The organism is Streptomyces sp. NBC_00490, assembly GCF_036013645.1.
Taxonomy (GTDB): domain Bacteria; phylum Actinomycetota; class Actinomycetes; order Streptomycetales; family Streptomycetaceae; genus Streptomyces; species Streptomyces canus_F.
Genome location: NZ_CP107869.1, coordinates 9346089 through 9364451, shown reverse-complemented (window position 1 = coordinate 9364451; position 18363 = coordinate 9346089). Strand labels below are relative to the sequence as shown.

The following is an 18363-nucleotide window of genomic DNA, read 5'->3' as shown; positions in this document are numbered from 1 at the left end:
CCTGCGCTCCGCGGCGGCCGACGGCACAGTGGACCCATGCACGCGGACGACAGGAACGTGCTCGCCCGGGGACGCGTGGCGACCCGGCTGCCCGCCCGGGATTTGGAGCGGGCCCGGCGCTTCTATGCCGAGAAGCTCGGGCTGGAGCCCGTCGACGAACGGCCCGGCGGGCTGCTGTACCGGTGCTCGGGCACGGACTTCGCCCTCTTCGCCTCCACGGGATCCTCGGCCGGCACCTTCACACAGATGGGCTGGGAGGTCGACGACATCGAGGCCGTCGTGACGGAGCTCAAGCGGCGCGGCGTGGTGTTCGAGGAGGTCGATGTGCCCGGTCTGCGCACGAAGGACTCCATCGCGGACATCGAGGGCAACTATCCCGGCAAGGGTGCCCGGGGTGAGCGCGCCGCCTGGTTCCGGGACAGCGAGGGGAACCTGCTGGGTATCGGTGAGCCCGTCGTCTGAGGGGCGGTCCTCGCGGCCGGTGCGTGTCCGGCCGCTTTCCGCGTCTACAGGAGAACGACACACCCTCGTCGTTCCAGCTCGGCGAGGAGCGACGCGGGAGGTTCGCACGCGTTCCAGCGCAGGTCCAGCTTCTCCAGGGCGGGCATCTCCAGCACCCGGTGCGGCAGTTGGACCAGTCGGTTGGCGCGCAGGTCGAGGTGGCGGAGGCGGGGCAGTGCGGTGAGGGGCTCCGGGAGTTCGGCGAAGGCGTTCTCGCGCAGGTCCAGGTGGCGCAGTTCGTGGAGGTCGGCCACGGTCGGCGGCAGGCTTTCGAGCGCGTTGCCCCGGAGCCAGAGTTCGCGCAGGCCGCGCAGGTCGCCGAGGCTGTCGGGCAGGGCGGTCAACTGGTTGTGCTGGGCCCGCAGTTCGATCAGCCCCGCCATCCGGCCGATGGTCTCCGGCAGCGCGGTCAGCTTGTTCTCCCCGACGTTGAGGTAGCGCAGTCGGGTCAGGTTGCCCAGGGACCGCGGGAGTTCGGTCAGCTCGTTGTCGTGCAGATAGAGGCAGCCGTCGAGGGCGGTCAGGTCTCCGAGCGTCCCGGGCACGGCCGACAGGAGGTTGTGGCCGAGGTCCAGTGTGGTCAGTCGGTGCAGCCGCCCGATCGCGGCCGAGAGCTCCATGAGCCCGTTGTCCGCGAGGATCAGCACCTGGAGCTCGGTCCGGTCCCACACCGACTCGGGTACCTCGCCCAGCTGTTGACGCCAGAGGTTCAGGACATGCGGCACGATGTGTTCTTCCTTCCGGTGTATGTACGGTTCGGAGCCAGTCTCGATCATCGGCGGCTCCTGCCCGTTACTCTTCCGGCGTGTATGCGTACGAGGAACTCACGTCGGCGGAGCGGCAGTTGTGGGACGCGTATCCCACGGGCCGTTTGGTGGACTTCCGTACGGGTGAGGCGGAGGACGACCCCGACAACGGGGGCGACTGGGGCGACGAGCGGACCGTGCGGGCCGGTGTCGTGGCCGCCCTGCTCCTCGGCGCGAACCCGGCCCGGCCGGGAGGGGTGCCCGCACTGCGGCTCGCGGGCGCGCGGATCAGCGGGGCGCTGGAGCTCGGCGGGGCCGAGATCGGGCACGCCATGCGGTTCGAGGGGTGCTGGTTCGAACAGGGCGCCGGACTGTACGGCGCGACCACCCGGACGATCCAGATCAAGGGCAGCAGACTGCCGGGGCTCGACCTCAGCATGGCCAGGGTGGAGGGCAGGGTCGCTCTGCGGCACACGGTGGTCGGCGGCGCCGTGAAGCTGCTGAACGCGCGCGTGACCGGTGAGCTGGTACTCAGCCACGCGGTCCTCTCGGATCCGGACGGCTGGGCCCTGTACGCCGGCGGGCTCGTCATGGAAGGCGGGCTGTTCTGCCGTACCGCCACCGTGCACGGCGGCGTGCGACTCGTGGGCGCCCAGCTGCTCGGCGGCCTGCACATGGAGCGGACGCGGCTGCACAATCCCGGGGGTGTGGCGCTCCTCGCCGACCACGCGGTGGTGAGCAGCATGGCTCTGTCCGAGGGGTTCACGGCCGAGGGGACGGTCAGTCTGCGAGGCACGCAGATCACCGACCAGGTGACCTTCGACGCCGCCGTGCTGCGGGCCGACGGCACGGCCCTCGACTGTGCCCGTATGCAGGCGGGAACCGTCGTCTTCACCCCGGCCCGGGCGCCGTCCGGCATGGTGGATCTCGAGGACGCCCGGGCCGTCGCTCTTCACGACCGGGAGGGTGTCTGGCCGGAGCGCGTACGGCTGCAGGGCTTCACCTATGGCTCCCTGCACGAGAGCGGCGAGTTCCAGGCGTCGTCCGTGGAGCGCCGTGTGGCGTGGGTGCGACGGCATCCGGGGTACGCGGCCCAGCCGTACGAGCAACTGGCGTCCTGGTACCGGCAGATCGGCCATGACGACGACGCCCGGCGCGTACTGCTGGCCAAGCAGCGCCATCGCAGAAGAACCCTGTCGCTGCCCGCCCGGCTCTGGGGCCACCTCCTGGAGGCCACCGTCGGCTACGGCTACCGCCCGTGGCGCGCGGGCGGATGGCTCGCGGCGCTGATCGTGCTCGGCACGACGGTCTTCGCCACCCACACACCCACCGCGACCGAGCCCGGCCAGGTACCCCCGTTCACCCCCTTGGTCTACACGCTCGACCTGCTGATCCCCATCGGGGGTCTCGGCCAGCGCACGTCCTGGTACTGGGAGGGCGGAACGGCCGCCTGGCTGTCGTACGCCTTGATCGCGGCGGGCTGGATCCTCACGACGGCGGTACTCGCCGGCATCACCCGGACCCTGAACCGGAACTGACCACCCCCTCCCAAAATCGCAACCGATGGTTGCGCTAGGACTCCTTCGGTCGTACTCTGATACGCAACCGATGGTTGCAAAAGGGAGCCGGGTATGGAGTACGGAAGCATCGAGCGCGACCTTCACGTCGACGCGTCGCCCGACGTGGTCTTCGAGGTCGTCAGCCGACCGGAACACATGCGGGAGTGGTGGCCGGACGACGCCCGGTTCGAGCCCGCCGAAGGGGCGCCCGGAGAGCTCATCTGGCGTGACAAGGCGACGGGCGAGACCAAGACCGTCGCGTTCACGGTGGTCGAGGTCGACCCGCCCAGACGGTTCTCGTTCCGGTGGTGCCACACCGGTGCCGAACGCGGCGGGGACTCCCTGCTGGTCACCTTCGATCTCGTGCCGACGCAGACGGGGACGCTGGTGCGGATGACCGAGACCGGGTTCCGCGAGATGGGCTGGGAGATCGCCGTACTCGAGGAGACGTACCGCGATCACGTGAGCGGCTGGGACCACTACATTTCCCGGCTGGGCGCCTACGCCGCGCGGCTGGCGTCGACCCGATGAGCACGCCGGTCGACGACGACCTGTGGTCCGCGATCGGCGACCCGACCCGGCGCACCATGATCGACCTGCTCCTCGCGTCCGGACCGGGGACCGCCACCTCGCTCAGCGCGAGCCTTCCCGTCACCCGGCAGGCCGTGTCGAAGCACCTCGCCGTCCTCGACCGGGTCGGGCTGGTCCACGCCGAGCCGGCCGGACGGGAGCGGCGCTACCGCGTCGACGAGGCCCAACTCGCCCGCGCGGTCGCTCAACTGGCCGCGGTCGGCGCCACCTGGGACGCCCGGCTCCGCCGTATCAAGCACATCGCCGAAACGATCGAACGAAGCCGTACCACTACGGAAGGAACATGACCATGGTCGACATCCTGCACCGCATCGGCGCCGTCGCGCCGCTGGACGACGTCTACCGGGCGCTCGCGACACCCGAGGGCCTCGCCGGCTGGTGGACGACCGACACCACGGGCAAGAGCGAGGTCGGCGGCCGACTGGCGTTCCGCTTCGGCGACGTCGGCGGCTTCGACATGGAGATCCTGGAACTCGACCCCGCCGGCCATGTCCGGTGGCGCGTCACGGACGGCCCCGCGGAATGGATCGGCACCGAGATCGACTGGGCCCTCAGCCGGACCGACGACTACACGATCGTCCTGTTCAAGCACGAGGGCTGGCGCGAGCCGGTCGAGTTCATGCACCACTGCAGTACGAAGTGGGCACTCTTCCTGATGAGCCTCAAGGAGTACGCCGAGACGGGCCACGGCAGCCCGGCACCCGCCGATGTCCGGATCAGCGACTGGCACTAGAGGGCGCTAGGCGCCGTAGAAGCGTCCTTGGTCGCACAGGGCGTCGATCGCGGCGTTGTCCTGCTCGCTCAGCTGCTCGTCCAGGGCGACGCTGATGACGCGTCGGGCGTGGGCCAGGCGGCGGGCGACATCCCAGTCGGCGACGAATCTGCCCACTGTGGAGTCGTCGGCGGTTCCGGATGCCTCGCGGGAGCCGAGGCGGTCGAGGGAGACCACGAACTCGTTGAGGTCCTGGAGGACTGCGACGGCCTCGTCGAGAGGAATGCGGATCTCGCGGGCGGACATGTCCATCGGCTCCGTGGCTTCCATCCGGCAATTCAACTGCATGGTCGGTGTGCGGAACCAGTCGCGAATCCGCGTTGAGCGGGAGCCCGGTCCGTCTTACGGTGGCTCGGTGAGTGATGTGGAGCACGACGTCTACTGCACCGAAATCGGCTCCCGGGCCGACGAGTTGCGCGCGGCGGTGCGGTCCGCCGAGGCGGGGCCGGCCGCGACGCCGGTCCCCAGTTGTCCCGGGTGGAGTCTCACGCAGCTCGCCCGGCATGTCGGGGGAACGCATCGGTGGGCAGCGCGGATCGTCCGTGACCGGGCCACCGGTCCTGTCGCCCACGACATCGTGGACGACGTCTTCTCACCGGGGCCCGAGTCCGCCGCCGACCTGGACGCCTGGATCGCCGAGGGGGCGGCGGAGCTGACGGGTGCCTTGCGCGAGGCCGGTCCCGAGGCTCCGGTGTGGACCGTCGCGCCGAGTGGTGTCGCGGGTTTCTGGGCCCGGCGGATGGCCCATGAGACGACCTTGCACGCCGCCGACGCCGCCTTCGTCACGGGCGCCCCCTTCGCCGTACGGGAGGAGCTGGCGCGGGACGCCCTGGACGAGTGGATGGGGTTCGGCGCGCTGCCCCGGGTGCTGGAGGCCGCCGGGCCCGACGCCCCGCCGCTCACCGGACCCGGCCGCACCCTGCACCTGCACGCCACCGACGCGCCCCACGCCGAATGGCTGGTGGACCTCACGGGCGTGCCGATCACCTGGAGCCACACCCACGCGAAGGCCGCGGTGGCGGTACGCGCCCCGCTCACCGACCTCGTTCTGCTCCTCTACGGCCGCCGCACCCCGGCCGACCCGTCGGTCGAGGTGTTCGGGGACGGCGACCTGCTGTCCCTGTGGCTGGAGCGCTCCGGCTTCTGGCTCCGCAAATAGGTCAGGGTGCCGGGATCCCGAACTCCACCCACAGCGGGACGTGGTCCGAGATGTGCCAGGACAGCTCGCCCAGCGTCCGGTCGCCGCGCAGCTCGGGCACGAAGTCGAGATGCCCCCCGGCCAGGGCTTCCAACGTCAGCACCGGCCGGCGCTTCTGCCCCTTGGTGAACCACGCGATCTGGTCGTAGAAGTGTTCGGCGCCCGGGTCGTCGAAGATCGTGCGCGGCAGGCCGTCCAAGGAGGGGGCGGGGACCAGACCGGTGGAGGTGAAGGCCTGGAACAGGGGATCGCCGGCGCGGTCGATGTTGAAGTCTCCCAGCGCGATGAGGTTGTGGTCCCAGCCGAACTCCTGCTCCGCCCAGGAGGCCAGCCACCGCGCGATGGCCCGCAGTTCCGGTGCCCGGTCGGCGGCCTTGTCGCCGTACAGGACGTGCAGGGTGACCAGGGTGAACGTCTGGCCCTGGGAGAGGAAGCTGACCGCGTACGGCGTACGGGCGAACTGTTTCTCCAGATCGGTCGCGGGGACGCCCGCGTCCTCCTCGATGGGCACCACCAGCTCACAGGCCAGACCTGACGGCTTCACCCTGCGGGTGTCGAACAGGAACGCCAGCCGCTCGCTGTTGCCCGCGCTGCCCCGTGTCACATCGGTGAGGATGAACGCCCAGTCGTCGCCGAGGACCTGCAGCAGATAGCGCAGGGAACGCAGGTTGCCGCGCACCTCCTGCACCGCCACGACGTCGAACCGGCGGACGACTGAGGCGATCAGGTGGATGTCGGTGAAGTTCCGCTTCGGCGAGGCACCCTCCGGGGTGGTCCAGGCCTTGGTGAGGTCGGAGAAGGCGCGCAGGTTCCAGGTCGCGATCAGCAGGTTGGTCCCGTCGTCCTTCGCCGGTACGGCCGCGTCGAGGAACGCGTCCCAGCGTTCGACCCGTTCGATCACCCGTTGGGGCGGCGCCAGGATGTCGGCTTCAGCGGGCACAGATCCTCCTCGACGCTGGGAGCAGAGCGTTTCGAGCCTGCGAGCTCGCGCACCGGGGAGCAAGAGGCCGTTGCGGTGACGCGCCTCGTCCGGCCGAACCCGGCGAGCGGGCGGACCCGGGCCTCTCCTTCGCCGGGCCGACCCCGTTCGAGGTGTGATCCGGCGGTTTCATAGGGTCGGGGCATGGTGAGCGAATTCAGCGAGGCGTTCCTGCTCGAGGCCGAACGGCATGCCGCGTGGGGCGCGGCCCAGCTCGACGCGCTGGGCGCGTTCCTGCCCGAGGGGCCGTGGACCGCCGATCTGCCCTCCTGCCTGTACCGGCAGGGGGAGCTGGAGCTGCGGGTGGCGGTGCTGGGCACGTACGACATGGAGCAGCGGTCCTGGATGTGGGGCTGGGCCAATCCTGGTCTGCGGGGCACCGAGGTGGTGGCGTTGACCGGCGCGGTCCGGCGGTACGGGCGGGTGCACCAGATCGCCGAACTGACCGAGGAGATCGTGCCGTTGTCCGGGTTCGCCGATCCTCGGCGGGCCGCCGAGATGCTCGCCTTCACGGGGATGGGGGTGGCCGAGGCGCCCGGGTACATCGGCGTTCCGGCGGGACCGGCCACTCAGGTCTACTTCCTGCCCGACGACGCCCGGGTCCCCCGTGCCGGCCTGGACCCGGTCACGCTGCCCCGGACGCTGCTCACCGGGGCGGGGCTGATCGGGTACTCGGCCCGGGAGGTCGTCGGCGGCTACTTCGATCACCATGGTGTGCCCCGGAGTTCCGAGGGCGACCGGATCGTCGCGGACCTGGGCGCCGGCAACGCGGTCGAGGTGGGCTTCGACGCGGTGGGGCGGATATCGGGGGTGCAGGTGAAGGTTCTGCCCTGAGCGACCGGGGCCGGTCAGCGCAGGCGTAGTCCGCCCGGATGCTCGTCCTCGATGATCTCGACCAGCCAGTCGAAGACGGTGGGCCCGCGTCCGGCGCGGGCCTCAGCCAGTTCCGCGCTCACGGAGGGCCGGTTCGTCGGGTGGCACCGCGCGAGCCGGATGTCGAGCTGCCGGGCGGTCTCGGGGTGGCCGAGGTGACGGCGGGACGCCTCGTGGTCACGCCACTCGATCACGTAGTCGCCGTCCTCCGGCGTGCCGTAGCCGCCTCGGAGGCAGTCGGCGAAGGCGTCGAGGTTGCGGCCGAAGTATCCGTCGTCGCCGAGGCTCTCCCCGACAACGCGCCAGAAGTCCTCCAGCGTGGTGATCTGCGAGCCGTCCAGCACGTAGGTGGTTGTCACGCCCCGGAGAATACGTGCCGTTCGGTGAGCGCCCTCGGGACGCATCGGCTGCGAACTCTCGGGAGCGGCGGGCAAGATGGCGTCATGACCAAAACATCCGGATCGTCGGCACAGCGCACCGGCTCGAACTCCTTGTTGTCCCTGTGGTCGCAGGACTCGGTGCTGTCGATCGGTTCCGTGGGGTCGGTGCTGTCCATCGGGTCGGTCGGCTCGGCCCTGTCGGTCGGATCGATCGGGAGCGCGCTGTCCGTGGGGTCGATCGGGTCGGCGCTGTCGCTGGTCTCGTTCGGATCGTGGCTGAGCACGGGATCGTGCCTGTCCGCGCAGTCGCAGTGGTCGGTGCTGTCCTGGCGTTCCTCACGCGCCTTCCGCTCCGCCGGCGTACTGGGGGTGGTGGGCGTGGCCGCGCTGCTGGCGGCTCAGCGGTCGCGGCACGGAGAGCGGGCCTGACAGAGGAGTCCACCGCCGAGGATCTCAGCACGTCAGTTCCGTCTGTGCCGCTCCCGTGGAGACGGGGTCGTGGCGGATGTACCACTCCGTCGACAGCAGCAGTTCCCGGTCGGCTGCCGGGAGGGCGGCGATCAGGCCCGGGGCGGCTCCTCGGGTCACCTCGGTGCGGTGGGCGAGGACGGCGGCGATCTTCTGCTCCAGCCAAGGGCGGACATCGACCGTCGCGGTGACACGCTCGTCGGGAACGGTGTACATGGCCTTGCCCGTCGGGGCCCAGTGGTCGCCCCACGCCCGCATGGCGGAGTGCGGATGCGTGGCCGTGTACATGGCTCCCGGTTGCCAGGGCTCGCCGGCGTCGGGGTAGAGGCGTTCTAGGCCGGCCGCCTCGAGAGCGAGTGCCGTGACCCGGTGGGTGTGGACATGGTCCGGATGGCCCGTCAGGCCGCCGTAGGCATCGTGGGTGATGACGATGTCGGGTCGGAACTCCCGTATGTGAGCGACCAGTTGACTCACCAGGTCGTCGAGTGGCGCATCGCAGAACCGTGGGCGGCCCGGGGCCGACTGAGGAGCACGCGCGTCGGCGTGGCCGAGCATCCGCGGGGTGCCCGCACCGAGGATGCGCAGCGCCTCGGCCAACTCCGCGGCGCGCGGGGTGTCTTCCGCCCAGGTCGCCGTGACGACGGCGGTGCGTGCGCCGGCGGCCGCGTGGCGGGCGAGTACGCCGCCCGCCGACAGGGACTCGTCGTCGGGGTGGGCGAAGACGGCGAGCAGGCTCGGCACGGGCACGGTGATCACCTTCCGAGGCGAGTGGTAGGCCGGATCGGGCATGGTGCGACTCGGTTTCGTGCCGTCCGGCGGAGGAGCGGGGTGCCGCCGGGCCGGTGCCGGTCGCGTGCCGAAGACCCTGCGGCGGCGGTCAGTCGGCGGTCCCCTCGGCGGGCTGCCAGGCGCGGGGCCAGTTGCCGGAGGGCGGTGGCGGACCGGCCACCCCCAGCTCGCGCCGGGCGCAGGTGTAGAACGCGTCGCGTTTGCGGCTCAGCCGCTGGGAGTCCCGGGTCCACCCCTGCGCGTCCTGGCGCTGCTCCCGCACATGCAGCTCCAGGGTCCAGACGGCCTCGTGCCACGACCGCGCGGCGGTCACCGTCTCCGCGTCGCCCACCAGCAGGACGGACTCCCACAGCGTGGCCCGGCGCGCTTCTGCCTCGGCCAGCAGGGGCAGTCCTTCGGCGGGCTCCAGCGGATCGACGACATGCGCGTAGCCGAGGGCCGCGCCGATGCGCTGTGTGATGCCGATCTGTTCCTTGAGCGCGTTGCTGTAGCGCGCGTACACGTCGAACTTCTTCTCCTGCCAGCGCTCGGCCTGCGCACGGCGCCACCGGGCCCGTTCGGTCAGGGCCGTGACCGCGTACGACGCCACGGCGCCCACCAGCACACCCAGCAGCGTGCCCCACTGATCCACCACCGCGCTCCCCCTTTCGCCGGCTGATGCTGAACCTGGTGCGGCGCTCAGTCGCGCTTGCGCGCCACGCCGCCGTAGAAGCCGATCAGTTCGGACCCGGGCGGCGGCGGAGCGTCCGGGCGCCAGAACGGGGCCTGGGCGAGGCCGGGTTCGACGAGGTCGAAACCGTCGAAGTAGCGCTCGACCTCGGCGTGGGAGCGGAGGTTCAGGCTGGCGGAGGCCTTGTTGTAGACGGCCTGGGCCGCGGTGCGGTCGGCGAAGTCGCCGGTGGCGTGGGACAGGACGAGGTAGCTGCCGGAAGGGAGCGCGTCGCGCAGGGTGGCGATGATCTCCTCGGGCTTGTCCGCGTCGGTCAGGAAGTGGACGATCGCGACGAGGAGCAGGGCGACCGGCTCGTCGAAGTCGATGACCCGGCGGATGTCGGGGTGGTCCACGACGGCTCGCGGGTCCCGGAGGTCGCCGAGCACGATGCTGGTCGTGCCGTCGCCGCTGAGCAGGGCGTCGCCGTGTGCCTTGACGATGGGGTCGTTGTCGATGTAGGCGACACGGACCTCCGGTGCGACCTCGTGGGCGATCTCATGGACGTTCGGCGAGGTGGGGAGGCCGGTGCCGATGTCGAGGAGCTGGCGGACGCCGCCCTCGGCGACGACGTGACGGACCGCGCGCCGCAGAAACCCCCGGTTGGCGCGCAGGCCGATCCTTACCTCGGGTGCGGCGGCGGCGAGTGCGTCGCCGGCTCGCCGGTCGACGTCGTAGTGGTCCTTGCCGCCCAGCAGATAGTCGTAGATCCGGGCAGGGTGCGGTCTGCTGGTGTCGATCTCCTCGGCACGCACGCCGTCCGCTGTCACCCTGCGCTCCTCCCGACGCCCGCCACGGCCCGCTCGCCGCTCACGGTGGTGACAGCTTCGCACATCAACTTCCTTGCCCGTGGCCCCAGTTCCGGTCGCCGTGCCGCTACGGGCGCAGCTCGACGGTGATGTGCGGCGACAGGGCGCGCAGGAAGTCGGGGGCGTCGAAGATCTCGCCGGCGGAGGCGACCCCGACCGTCCTGGTCCGGCCGGTGAGGATGCGGTGGACCGCCTCGACCGCGAGCGGTGCGGTGACGGCGTAGATGTCCCGGCCGCGGGCGACGGCGCGCCGTTCGGTGCCGCCGGAGCGGACGACGGCGTCGACGAGGAAGGTCTGGTCGGAGCGCCCGTCGTCGGCCACGGTCGGCGCCGGTGTGTCGGAGGCGGCGAGTTCCCTGGCCGCCTCGGTCGCCATGTGGGTGCTGACCTCGGGGATGGACAGATGGCTGGGGATGGTGACGACGTCGGCCATCGTGAACTCCCCCATGACGTCCCGGATGCCCATCGGCTCGGGGAAGTGCCACTTCAGAACCGTCGGCTGGTCGTCGTGGTAGGCCAGCCGCCCCTTGGTGTAGCGCACGCGCTGCCCGCCGCGCCGGCCGTGGGAGACCTCGCCCGCGGCCCGGGTCCCGGCGGTGGGGTGCCAGCTGCTCAGCCCGTAGGCGATGTGCGCCTCGTCGGCCGTCGTCCAGTCGCCCATCGCGGCGGTGGCCAGGAGGTCGCCGAGACCGCCGTAGAACGCCATCGCGGGGACGATCACGGCTCCCGCCGCCCGGGCCCGGTCCGCGAAGCCGGTGAAGGTGTCGACGTTGGCCTCGATCTCGGCAGCCACGTCCACATAGGGGATGCCGGCGCGCAGGGCCGCCTCGATCACGGGGGCCGCGGTGGTCGCGAAGGGGCCCGCGCTGTTGATCACGGCGTCCGCGCCGGCCAGGGCACGGTCGAGGGCGGCGGTGTCGTCGACGGAGGCGGGCCTGACGTCGAGGCCGGGGAAGGAGGCGGCCAGCTGCCGCAGCTTGTCGGCGTCACGGCCGGAGAGCACGGGGACGAAACCGCGCTCCAGCAGGTGTGCGACCACGAAGCGTCCGGTGTGCCCGTACGCGCCGTACACCGTGACCGTCTGTCCCGATCCCATGAGATCTCCCCTGTGTGCGACTGATCAACGGTGTGCGCTGATCGACTGAGACCATCCTGCCGAGTCCGTACGCTCTCGCGTGAGTGTCCGGAACGACGTGCCCCGTACACTTTCGGACATGGCCTCTCTGGCGCTCGCCGTCACCGACGGAATGCTGCACTTCGAACTGTCCATGGCCTACGAGGTGTTCGAAGCCGCCCCGGTCGGTGTGACCGTCCCCTGGTACGACGTCACCGTCTGCGGTTCCGCCGCCGTGCGGGTGGGCCGGTTCCGCCTCGAGCCCGACCAGGGGCTCGACGGGCTCCGGCACGCCGACACCGTGATCGTGCCGGGCTGGGCGGACCTCGACGTGGACCCGCCCGCCGAGCTGGTCGACGCGGTGCGCGCGGCCCACGAGGCGGGCGCCCGGGTGGCGTCCCTGTGCACCGGGGCGTTCGTGCTGGCCGCCGCCGGTCTGCTGGACGGGAAGCAGGCGACCACGCACTGGGCGCACACCGACGTGCTGGCCGCCCGGCATCCGCGCGTCGACGTGGATCCGGACGTGCTCTACGTCGACAACGGCAGCGTGCTCACCTCCGCGGGCAAGGCCGCCGCGATGGACCTGTGTCTGCACCTCGTCCGGCAGGACCACGGCTCGGCCGTCGCCAACGCCGTCGCCCGCCGTCTGGTGGTGCCACCGCACCGGGCGGGCGGCCAGGCACAGTTCGTCGCCGCGCCGGTGCCGACCCGCGACAACCATCCGCTCGGCGCGCTGCTCCCCTGGGTCGTCGAGCGGCTCGACCGGCCGCTGACCGTGGAGGACCTGGCGCGTCAGGCCCGGATGAGTTCACGCCACCTGGGCCGCCGGTTCCGGGAGACGACCGGCACCACCCCGCTCCAGTGGCTGCTGACCCAACGCATCCGCCGCGCCCAGGAGTTGCTGGAGGCCACCGACGACAGCGTCGACGCCATCGCGACAGCCACCGGCATGGGCACCGCCACGACCCTGCGCCGCCACTTCAACCGCACGGTCGGCGTGCCGCCGGACAGCTATCGCCGCACCTTCCGCGCACGCTCAATGTGACTCACGGCTGACGTCGGACCCGCTGGAGCCCACGAGGAAGTCGAGGTCGGCCCCGGTGTCGGCCTGCAGGACGTGGTCGACGTAGAGCCGCTCCCAGCCGCGTCGGGGTGCGGCGAAGCCGTCGACGGTGGCCTGGTCGGGCTTGCGGTGGGCGAGTTCGTCGTCCGGTACGTCGACGTCGATACGGCGGGCCTCGACATCGAGGGTGATGACGTCACCCGTGCGCACCAGCCCCAGCGGGCCGCCCGCCGCCGCTTCGGGGGCCACGTGCAGGACGACCGTGCCGTACGCCGTGCCGCTCATCCGGCCGTCGCAGACGCGGACCATGTCACGGACGCCCTGTTCGAGGAGCTTCTTCGGCAGCGGCATGTTGGACACCTCGGGCATGCCCGGGTAGCCCTTGGGTCCGCAGCCGCGCAGGACGAGGACGGAGTCGGCGTCGACGTCCAGGTCGGGGTCGTCGACACGGGCGTGGAAGTCCTCGATGGAGTCGAAGACGACCGCGCGGCCGCGATGGCGCAGCAGGTGCGGGGAGGCGGCGGCCGGTTTGACGAGGGCACCGTCGGGAGCGAGATTGCCGCGCAGGACGGCGATACCGCCCTCGGCGACAAGTGGTTCGGCGCGGGGGCGGATGACGTCGGCGTCCCAGACGGTGGCGTCGTCGAGGAAGGCGACCAGGGGTTCGCCGGTGACGGTCAGCGCGTCGGGGTCGAGCAGGTCGCGGACTTCGCGCAGGACCGCGAGGAGTCCCCCGGCGCGGTGGAGGTCCTCCATGAGGAAGCGGCCGGCGGGCTGGAGGTCCACCAGAACAGGGACGCGCGAGCCGATGCGGTCGAAGTCGTCGAGGGTCAGGTCGATGCCCAACCGGCCCGCGATCGCGAGGAGATGGACGACCGCGTTGGTCGAGCCGCCCACCGCGGCCAGCGCCACGATCGCGTTGTGGAAGGAGGCCTTGGTCAGGAAGGTGCCCGGCCGCCGGTCGGCGGCGACCATGTCCACGGCCAGCCGTCCGGTGTGGTGCGCGGCCTCCAGGAGCCGGCTGTCGGGGGCCGGGGTGCCGGCCACGCCGGGCAGTACCGTGCCCAGCGCCTCGGCGACCAGCGCCATCGTCGACGCCGTGCCCATGGTGTTGCAGTGGCCGCGGCTGCGGATCATCGAGGACTCGGAGCGGACGAACTTCTCCTGGGAGAGCGTGCCCGCCCGGACCTCCTCCGACAGCTGCCACACCCCGGTGCCGCAGCCCAGCAGACCGCCGCGGAAGGTGCCGTTGAGCATCGGGCCGCCGGGGACCACGACCGCGGGCAGGTCCACCGAGGCGGCGGCCATGAGCAGCGACGGAATCGTCTTGTCGCAACCGCCCAACAGAACGACGCCGTCCAGGGGGTTGGCCCGCAGCATCTCCTCCGTGGCCATCGCGGCCATGTTGCGCCAGAGCATCGCGGTCGGCCGCACGTTCGTCTCGCCGAGCGACACGACCGGCAGATCCAGCGGGATGCCGCCCGCCTCGTAGACACCGTTGCGCACCGACGCGGCGACCTCGTCGAGGTGGGCGTTGCAGGGGGTCAGGTCCGAGGCGGTGTTGGCGATGGCGATCTGGGGGCGCCCGGTGAACGCGTCGGCGGGCACGCCCCGGCGCATCCACGCCCGGTGGATGTAGCCGTTGCGGTCCTGACCCGCGTACCACTGTGCGCTGCGGAGCCTCACCATGGAGTCCCTTCCAATAGTCGGTACGTCGGTCTACTGTTCGGAACGCGATGAAGCCTACGCAGACGGACGACGGACCGACAGACCCCGGCACGGACGGCGCGACCGGCGTCGACGGCGGCCGGCTCGTGGGTTCGGACCGGGTGCTCGCGGTCCTCAAGGAGCTCGCCCGCCATCCCGGCGGTGTGGGGCTGGAGGAGCTGACCCGGGTGATGGGGAGCCCCAAGCCGACCGTGCACCGGGCGCTGGGGGCGCTGCGGCGGGCCGGGCTGGCCGACCAGGACGCGCGCGGCCGTTATGTGCTGGGGGACGAGTTCCTGCGGATGGCGTTCGCCCACCACGAGGCACGGCCCGATCATGTCCGGGTCCGGCCCGTGCTCGACGCGCTGGCCGACCGGTTCGGTGAGACGGCGCACTACGCGGTGCTCGACGGCCATGAGGTCGTCTACCGCGCCAAGGTCGACCCGCCCACCGGTGCCGTACGGCTCACGTCGACGATCGGCGGGCGCAACCCCGCCCACACCACCGCCGTCGGAAAGCTGCTGCTCGCGCGGGAGTTGACGTCCCTGGAAGAGGTCGAGGCGTGGGTCGCCGACTCGGGCGGCCTGGATCGGCGTACGCCACGGAGTCTGTGCGCGGCGGCCGATCTGCACCGTGAACTCGCGGCCACGCGGGAACGCGGGTACGGCGTCGACGACCAGGAGAACGAGACCGGGGTCAACTGCCTTGCCCTGCCGGTCTATCTCACCTCCCCGACGACCCCCTCCGGAGCCGTGAGCATCAGCGCGCTCGCCTACCGGACGCCGCTCGCCTCCCTCGTCGACGCGCTCGACGAGATCCGTGCCCTGCTGAACGAGCCGAACGGCTGAAACCCCCCTCACCCCTGGAGACAGCCCCGTGTACCTCATGCGCATCGGTGCCCCCGGCGCCGAGAAGCCCGTCGCCCGCGTCGACGACGAGACGTACGTCGACCTCTCCGACGTCGTCACCGACTTCGACGAGGCGTTCTTCGGTTCGGGCGGCCTGGACCGCGTCCGTCCCGTCGTGGCCGAACGGACGGCGGCGGGCCAGGTGTCCCGCTTCGCCGGGGAACGCGTCGGCGCCCCCTTGGCACGTCCGCACCAGATCCTGTGCATCGGGCTCAACTACCGTGACCACGCCGCCGAGAGCGGCATGGCCGTGCCCGACGAGCCGATCCTGTTCACCAAGTCGCCCAACACGCTGATCGGCCCCCACGACGACGTGCGCATCCCGCGCGGTTCCACCAAGACCGACTGGGAGGTGGAGCTGGGCATCGTGATCGGCCGGCGCACCAGTTACCTGGATTCGGTGGCGGAGGCGCGCGACGCCATCGCCGGGTACGTGGTCGTCAACGACGTCAGCGAACGCGGCTTCCAGCTGGAGCGCGGCGGGCAGTGGGCCAAGGGCAAGTCCGCGGAGACCTTCAACCCGGCGGGACCCTGGCTGGCCACGGCCGACGAGATCGACGACGTCCTCGCACTGGACATGTGGCTGGACGTCAACGGCGTACGGCGGCAGACCGGCAACACCAAGACGATGATCTTCGACCCGTACTTCATCGTGCACTACCTCAGCCAGTTCCTCGTGCTGGAACCCGGCGACCTCATCAACACCGGCACCCCGCCCGGCGTCGGCATGGGCCTCACCCCGCCCGTGTATCTCCAGCCGGGTGACGTGATGGAGCTGGGCATCACGCAGCTCGGCACGCAGCGCCAGCACGTGCTCGGGCCCCGGTGATCGGCTCTCGATGCGCGCTTTCGTACTGACCGGCCCCGGCACCTACGAGGTCCAGGACCTCCCGGCGCCGGTGGCCGGACCCGGTGAGGTCGTCGTCGACGTCGAGCGGGTCGGCGTGTGCGGCACCGACGTGGAGTTCTTCACCGGCGAGATGGCCTATCTCCATCAGGGACACGCCGCCTACCCGATGCGCCTGGGCCACGAGTGGTCCGGCCGGGTCACGGCACTCGGCGACGGCGTCGACCCCGGCCGGCTCGGACGCCGGGTCATGGGCGACACGATGCTCGGCTGCGGCACCTGCCGTCGCTGTCTGCTGGGCCGCGGGCATGTCTGCGAGAAGCGCCAGGAGGTGGGTATCCGCGGGGCCCGGCCGGGGGCGCTGGCGGAACAACTCGCCGTCCCCGCAAACTCGTTGCACACCCTGCCCGACTCCGTCGACGCCGTACTCGGAGCGCTCGTGGAGCCGGGCGGGAACGCCCTGCGCGCCGCCCGGGCCGCCGCGCCGCGTCCCGGTGACCGGGCCCTCGTGCTGGGCCCGGGGACGATCGGCCTGCTGGTCGCGATGTTCCTGCGGGCCGCCGGTGCCGAGGTGCACCTGATGGGGGTCACCGACAGCTCCCTCGCCTTCGCCCGCGACCTGGGCTTCGCGCACGTATGGACGGAAGGGAACCTGCCGGACCTGCCGTTCGACTCGGTCGTGGACGCCTCGACCGCCCCTCATCTCCCCAACCGTGCCCTGGAGTTGGTCGAGCCGGCGGGCCGTGTCGTCTACATCGGGCTGGCCGGCGAACCGGCCCGCCTCGACCATCGCACGCTCCTCCTCAAGGACGTGACGGCCGTGGGCGTGCTGTCCGCCTCCCCGGGGCTCGACGCCACGATCAAGGCCTACGCCGAGGGGTCGGTGGACCCCAGACCGCTGGTCGCAGCCACCGTGGGGCTGGACGAGGTCGGCCCGGTGCTCGCCGGTGAGCGTCCGGCGGGCGCAGGCCCGGGTCCGAAGATCCACGTCGACCCGCACCAATGACGCGCTCGGCGTGCACATCCCGGCGTCGCGAAAGGCCGCACCCACGGTGGGTGCGGCCCCTCTATGCGCGGCGGACGGTCGACGGAGCCCTTCCGACGCCTTCCGTCAACGGCGCAGCTTCACCTTGCTGAGCGCGGCGACACCGAGGGCCGCGAGCGCTATCTGGATGAGCCATTCGACCCAGTCGACGCCGTCGGTGTCGGCGACGTCCAGGCCCGAGGCGATGCCGGTTCCGATGAACGCGGCGACGATGCCGATCGCGATCGTCCACAGCACACCGATGCGCTGACGGCCAGGAATGACGAGCCGGCCGAGCACACCGATCACTATGCCGATCACGATCGCGCTGATGACACCTGAAATCTCCATGAGCGGTATGCCCCCTCACTCGTTGGTGACATACGAGTGCCCGTTCGAGTCGATGCCACGCAGATCCGTTTCACGACCGCGAAATCGGCTGCGCGAAGAGCCGGTCAGGGCATACCGTCCCGCTGTGCGTTGATCTCCCGGGCGGCGGCCGAGTGCCGCCGCGGACGGTACGGGCGCCCCGACCACGGGGCCGCCCCCACAGCCATGCCACCGGCCTCATGGAGATCACCCGTGTCTGCTCCGCGCCCCCTCACCTACGACTCCTTCGTCGAGCTCGCCCTCGCCGACCCCGCCGTCGTCGGCCTGGTCCTCAAGGGCTCCCGTGCCCATGAGGGCATGGTCACCGACCACTCCGACCACGACCTGTACGTCGTTCTCGCCGACGGCGCGACCACGGACCTCGCCCGGTTCCAGGGCCACCGCACCGCCGGGCTCGACCTCGTCGTCACTCCGCTCGCCGAGTTCCGCACGGCCGGCATGCCCGGCTTCGAGCGCTACGCCCTCGCCCGCGCCCAGGTCGTGCTCGACCGGCTGGACGGCGGCATCGCGGCGATCCTGGCCGCCAAGGCGCACCTGGACGCCGACGAGGCGTACCGGGACGCTCGCGGTTGGCTCGACGCCTACGCCAACTCCCTCTACCGGTCCCTCAAGAACGCGCGCGACGGCCAGGGGCTCGCCGCCCGGCTCGACGCCGCCGACAGCGTGCGGTTCCTGCTGGAACTGCTCTTCGCCCTCGACCGCCGCCCCCGTCCCTACAACAAGTACCTGGAGTGGGAGCTCGCCCGCCGACCGCTGCCCGGCTGGGACACCGGCCCGCTCCTCGACGCCGTGGACCGCGTCGCGCGGACCGGCGACGCGGCCCTGCAACGCCGTCTCTTCACCCGTGTCGAGTCGGCGGCCCGGCAGGCCGGGCACGGGGCGGTGCTGGACGCCTGGGGAGCGGACCTGGACCTGATGCGCCCGAGGTGACCGGCC

General features: G+C 71.5%; 23 protein-coding genes. 13 read left to right on the top strand and 10 right to left on the bottom strand.

The features are described 5' to 3' along the window. The first annotated feature begins 36 nt into the window (after positions 1 to 36). A complete protein-coding gene (locus tag OG381_RS42800) occupies positions 37 to 462 on the top strand; it encodes a VOC family protein (RefSeq protein ID WP_327721360.1) in 426 nt (141 codons plus the stop codon). Between the two features lie 44 nt (positions 463 to 506). Here OG381_RS42800 and OG381_RS42795 read toward each other — a convergent pair whose 3' ends face one another. Continuing rightward, positions 507 to 1226 carry a leucine-rich repeat domain-containing protein gene (locus OG381_RS42795; protein WP_327721359.1) on the bottom strand — a complete coding sequence of 240 codons (720 nt, stop codon included), beginning with the start codon at positions 1224 to 1226 and terminating at the stop codon, positions 507 to 509. A gap of 80 nt (positions 1227 to 1306) precedes the next feature. On the opposite strand from OG381_RS42795, the gene OG381_RS42790 reads away from it, so the two are divergent. The 4 genes from OG381_RS42790 to OG381_RS42775 all read left to right on the top strand — a co-directional run bounded on the left by OG381_RS42790 (position 1307) and on the right by OG381_RS42775 (position 4130). Continuing rightward, positions 1307 to 2785, top strand: a complete 1479-nt coding sequence (locus OG381_RS42790; protein WP_327721358.1) for an oxidoreductase — start codon at positions 1307 to 1309, stop codon at positions 2783 to 2785. Positions 2786 to 2878: 93 nt separating this feature from the next. Next, positions 2879 to 3337 carry an SRPBCC family protein gene (locus OG381_RS42785; protein WP_327721357.1) on the top strand — a complete coding sequence of 153 codons (459 nt, stop codon included), beginning with the start codon at positions 2879 to 2881 and terminating at the stop codon, positions 3335 to 3337. After that, a complete protein-coding gene (locus OG381_RS42780; RefSeq protein WP_327721356.1) occupies positions 3334 to 3684 on the top strand; it encodes an ArsR/SmtB family transcription factor in 351 nt (116 codons plus the stop codon). The genes OG381_RS42785 and OG381_RS42780 overlap by 4 nt, the downstream gene beginning before the upstream one ends. Continuing rightward, positions 3681 to 4130 (top strand): SRPBCC family protein, encoded by a 450-nt coding sequence (locus OG381_RS42775; RefSeq protein ID WP_327721355.1) that lies wholly within the window; start codon positions 3681 to 3683, stop codon positions 4128 to 4130. The genes OG381_RS42780 and OG381_RS42775 overlap by 4 nt, the downstream gene beginning before the upstream one ends. Before the next feature lie 6 nt (positions 4131 to 4136). Here OG381_RS42775 and OG381_RS42770 read toward each other — a convergent pair whose 3' ends face one another. Then, the gene (locus tag OG381_RS42770) at positions 4137 to 4439 is read right to left on the bottom strand and encodes a hypothetical protein (RefSeq protein ID WP_327721354.1); all 303 of its coding nucleotides are present in this window, start codon (positions 4437 to 4439) and stop codon (positions 4137 to 4139) included. Positions 4440 to 4524: 85 nt separating this feature from the next. Here OG381_RS42770 and OG381_RS42765 point away from each other — a divergent pair, with 85 nt between their 5' ends. Further along, positions 4525 to 5328: a maleylpyruvate isomerase family mycothiol-dependent enzyme gene (locus OG381_RS42765; RefSeq protein WP_327721353.1), complete on the top strand. Its 804-nt coding sequence runs from the start codon at positions 4525 to 4527 to the stop codon at positions 5326 to 5328. 1 nt (position 5329) lies between these two features. Here OG381_RS42765 and OG381_RS42760 read toward each other — a convergent pair whose 3' ends face one another. Beyond that, positions 5330 to 6307: an endonuclease/exonuclease/phosphatase family protein gene (locus tag OG381_RS42760; protein WP_327721352.1), complete on the bottom strand. Its 978-nt coding sequence runs from the start codon at positions 6305 to 6307 to the stop codon at positions 5330 to 5332. 183 nt (positions 6308 to 6490) lie between these two features. Here OG381_RS42760 and OG381_RS42755 point away from each other — a divergent pair, with 183 nt between their 5' ends. Next, complete coding sequence (locus tag OG381_RS42755) at positions 6491 to 7180, top strand: DUF6882 domain-containing protein (RefSeq protein ID WP_327721351.1); 690 nt, start codon at positions 6491 to 6493, stop codon at positions 7178 to 7180. Between the two features lie 14 nt (positions 7181 to 7194). Here OG381_RS42755 and OG381_RS42750 read toward each other — a convergent pair whose 3' ends face one another. Beyond that, positions 7195 to 7578, bottom strand: coding sequence for a barstar family protein (locus OG381_RS42750; protein WP_327721350.1), 384 nt, complete (start codon positions 7576 to 7578; stop codon positions 7195 to 7197). Positions 7579 to 7662: 84 nt separating this feature from the next. On the opposite strand from OG381_RS42750, the gene OG381_RS42745 reads away from it, so the two are divergent. Continuing rightward, complete coding sequence (locus OG381_RS42745; RefSeq protein WP_327721349.1) at positions 7663 to 8028, top strand: hypothetical protein; 366 nt, start codon at positions 7663 to 7665, stop codon at positions 8026 to 8028. A 24-nt stretch (positions 8029 to 8052) separates the two neighbouring features. On the opposite strand, the gene OG381_RS42740 is transcribed toward OG381_RS42745, so the two are convergent. The 4 genes from OG381_RS42740 to OG381_RS42725 form a co-directional block, all read right to left on the bottom strand. Then, the gene (locus OG381_RS42740) at positions 8053 to 8814 is read right to left on the bottom strand and encodes a PIG-L family deacetylase (protein WP_327721348.1); all 762 of its coding nucleotides are present in this window, start codon (positions 8812 to 8814) and stop codon (positions 8053 to 8055) included. 130 nt (positions 8815 to 8944) lie between these two features. After that, complete coding sequence (locus OG381_RS42735) at positions 8945 to 9490, bottom strand: hypothetical protein (RefSeq protein ID WP_327721347.1); 546 nt, start codon at positions 9488 to 9490, stop codon at positions 8945 to 8947. 44 nt (positions 9491 to 9534) lie between these two features. Then, on the bottom strand, positions 9535 to 10335 hold the full coding sequence (locus OG381_RS42730) for an SAM-dependent methyltransferase (protein ID WP_327721346.1): 801 nt from the start codon (positions 10333 to 10335) through the stop codon (positions 9535 to 9537). Positions 10336 to 10441: 106 nt separating this feature from the next. Further along, positions 10442 to 11470, bottom strand: a complete 1029-nt coding sequence (locus OG381_RS42725) for a saccharopine dehydrogenase family protein (RefSeq protein ID WP_327721345.1) — start codon at positions 11468 to 11470, stop codon at positions 10442 to 10444. A gap of 118 nt (positions 11471 to 11588) precedes the next feature. Between OG381_RS42725 and OG381_RS42720 the strand changes: the two genes are divergently transcribed. Beyond that, the gene (locus OG381_RS42720; RefSeq protein WP_327721343.1) at positions 11589 to 12533 is read left to right on the top strand and encodes a helix-turn-helix domain-containing protein; all 945 of its coding nucleotides are present in this window, start codon (positions 11589 to 11591) and stop codon (positions 12531 to 12533) included. On the opposite strand, the gene OG381_RS42715 is transcribed toward OG381_RS42720, so the two are convergent. After that, positions 12525 to 14240, bottom strand: a complete 1716-nt coding sequence (locus OG381_RS42715) for an IlvD/Edd family dehydratase (RefSeq protein ID WP_327721342.1) — start codon at positions 14238 to 14240, stop codon at positions 12525 to 12527. The genes OG381_RS42720 and OG381_RS42715 overlap by 9 nt on opposite strands. A 47-nt stretch (positions 14241 to 14287) precedes the next feature. Between OG381_RS42715 and OG381_RS42710 the strand changes: the two genes are divergently transcribed. Genes OG381_RS42710 through OG381_RS42700 form a run of 3 tightly spaced genes read left to right on the top strand, consistent with a single transcriptional unit; the run spans position 14288 to position 17019 of the window. Beyond that, positions 14288 to 15106 (top strand): IclR family transcriptional regulator, encoded by an 819-nt coding sequence (locus OG381_RS42710; protein WP_327721341.1) that lies wholly within the window; start codon positions 14288 to 14290, stop codon positions 15104 to 15106. 28 nt (positions 15107 to 15134) lie between these two features. Then, positions 15135 to 15995, top strand: coding sequence for a fumarylacetoacetate hydrolase family protein (locus OG381_RS42705; RefSeq protein WP_327721340.1), 861 nt, complete (start codon positions 15135 to 15137; stop codon positions 15993 to 15995). 10 nt (positions 15996 to 16005) lie between these two features. Next, positions 16006 to 17019, top strand: coding sequence for a zinc-dependent alcohol dehydrogenase (locus tag OG381_RS42700; RefSeq protein WP_327721339.1), 1014 nt, complete (start codon positions 16006 to 16008; stop codon positions 17017 to 17019). Positions 17020 to 17124: 105 nt separating this feature from the next. Here the strand turns inward: OG381_RS42700 and OG381_RS42695 are convergent, their stop codons facing one another. Then, positions 17125 to 17388, bottom strand: coding sequence for a GlsB/YeaQ/YmgE family stress response membrane protein (locus OG381_RS42695; RefSeq protein WP_307022435.1), 264 nt, complete (start codon positions 17386 to 17388; stop codon positions 17125 to 17127). 231 nt (positions 17389 to 17619) lie between these two features. On the opposite strand from OG381_RS42695, the gene OG381_RS42690 reads away from it, so the two are divergent. Continuing rightward, the gene (locus tag OG381_RS42690) at positions 17620 to 18357 is read left to right on the top strand and encodes a hypothetical protein (protein ID WP_327721338.1); all 738 of its coding nucleotides are present in this window, start codon (positions 17620 to 17622) and stop codon (positions 18355 to 18357) included. Positions 18358 to 18363 lie beyond the last annotated feature (6 nt).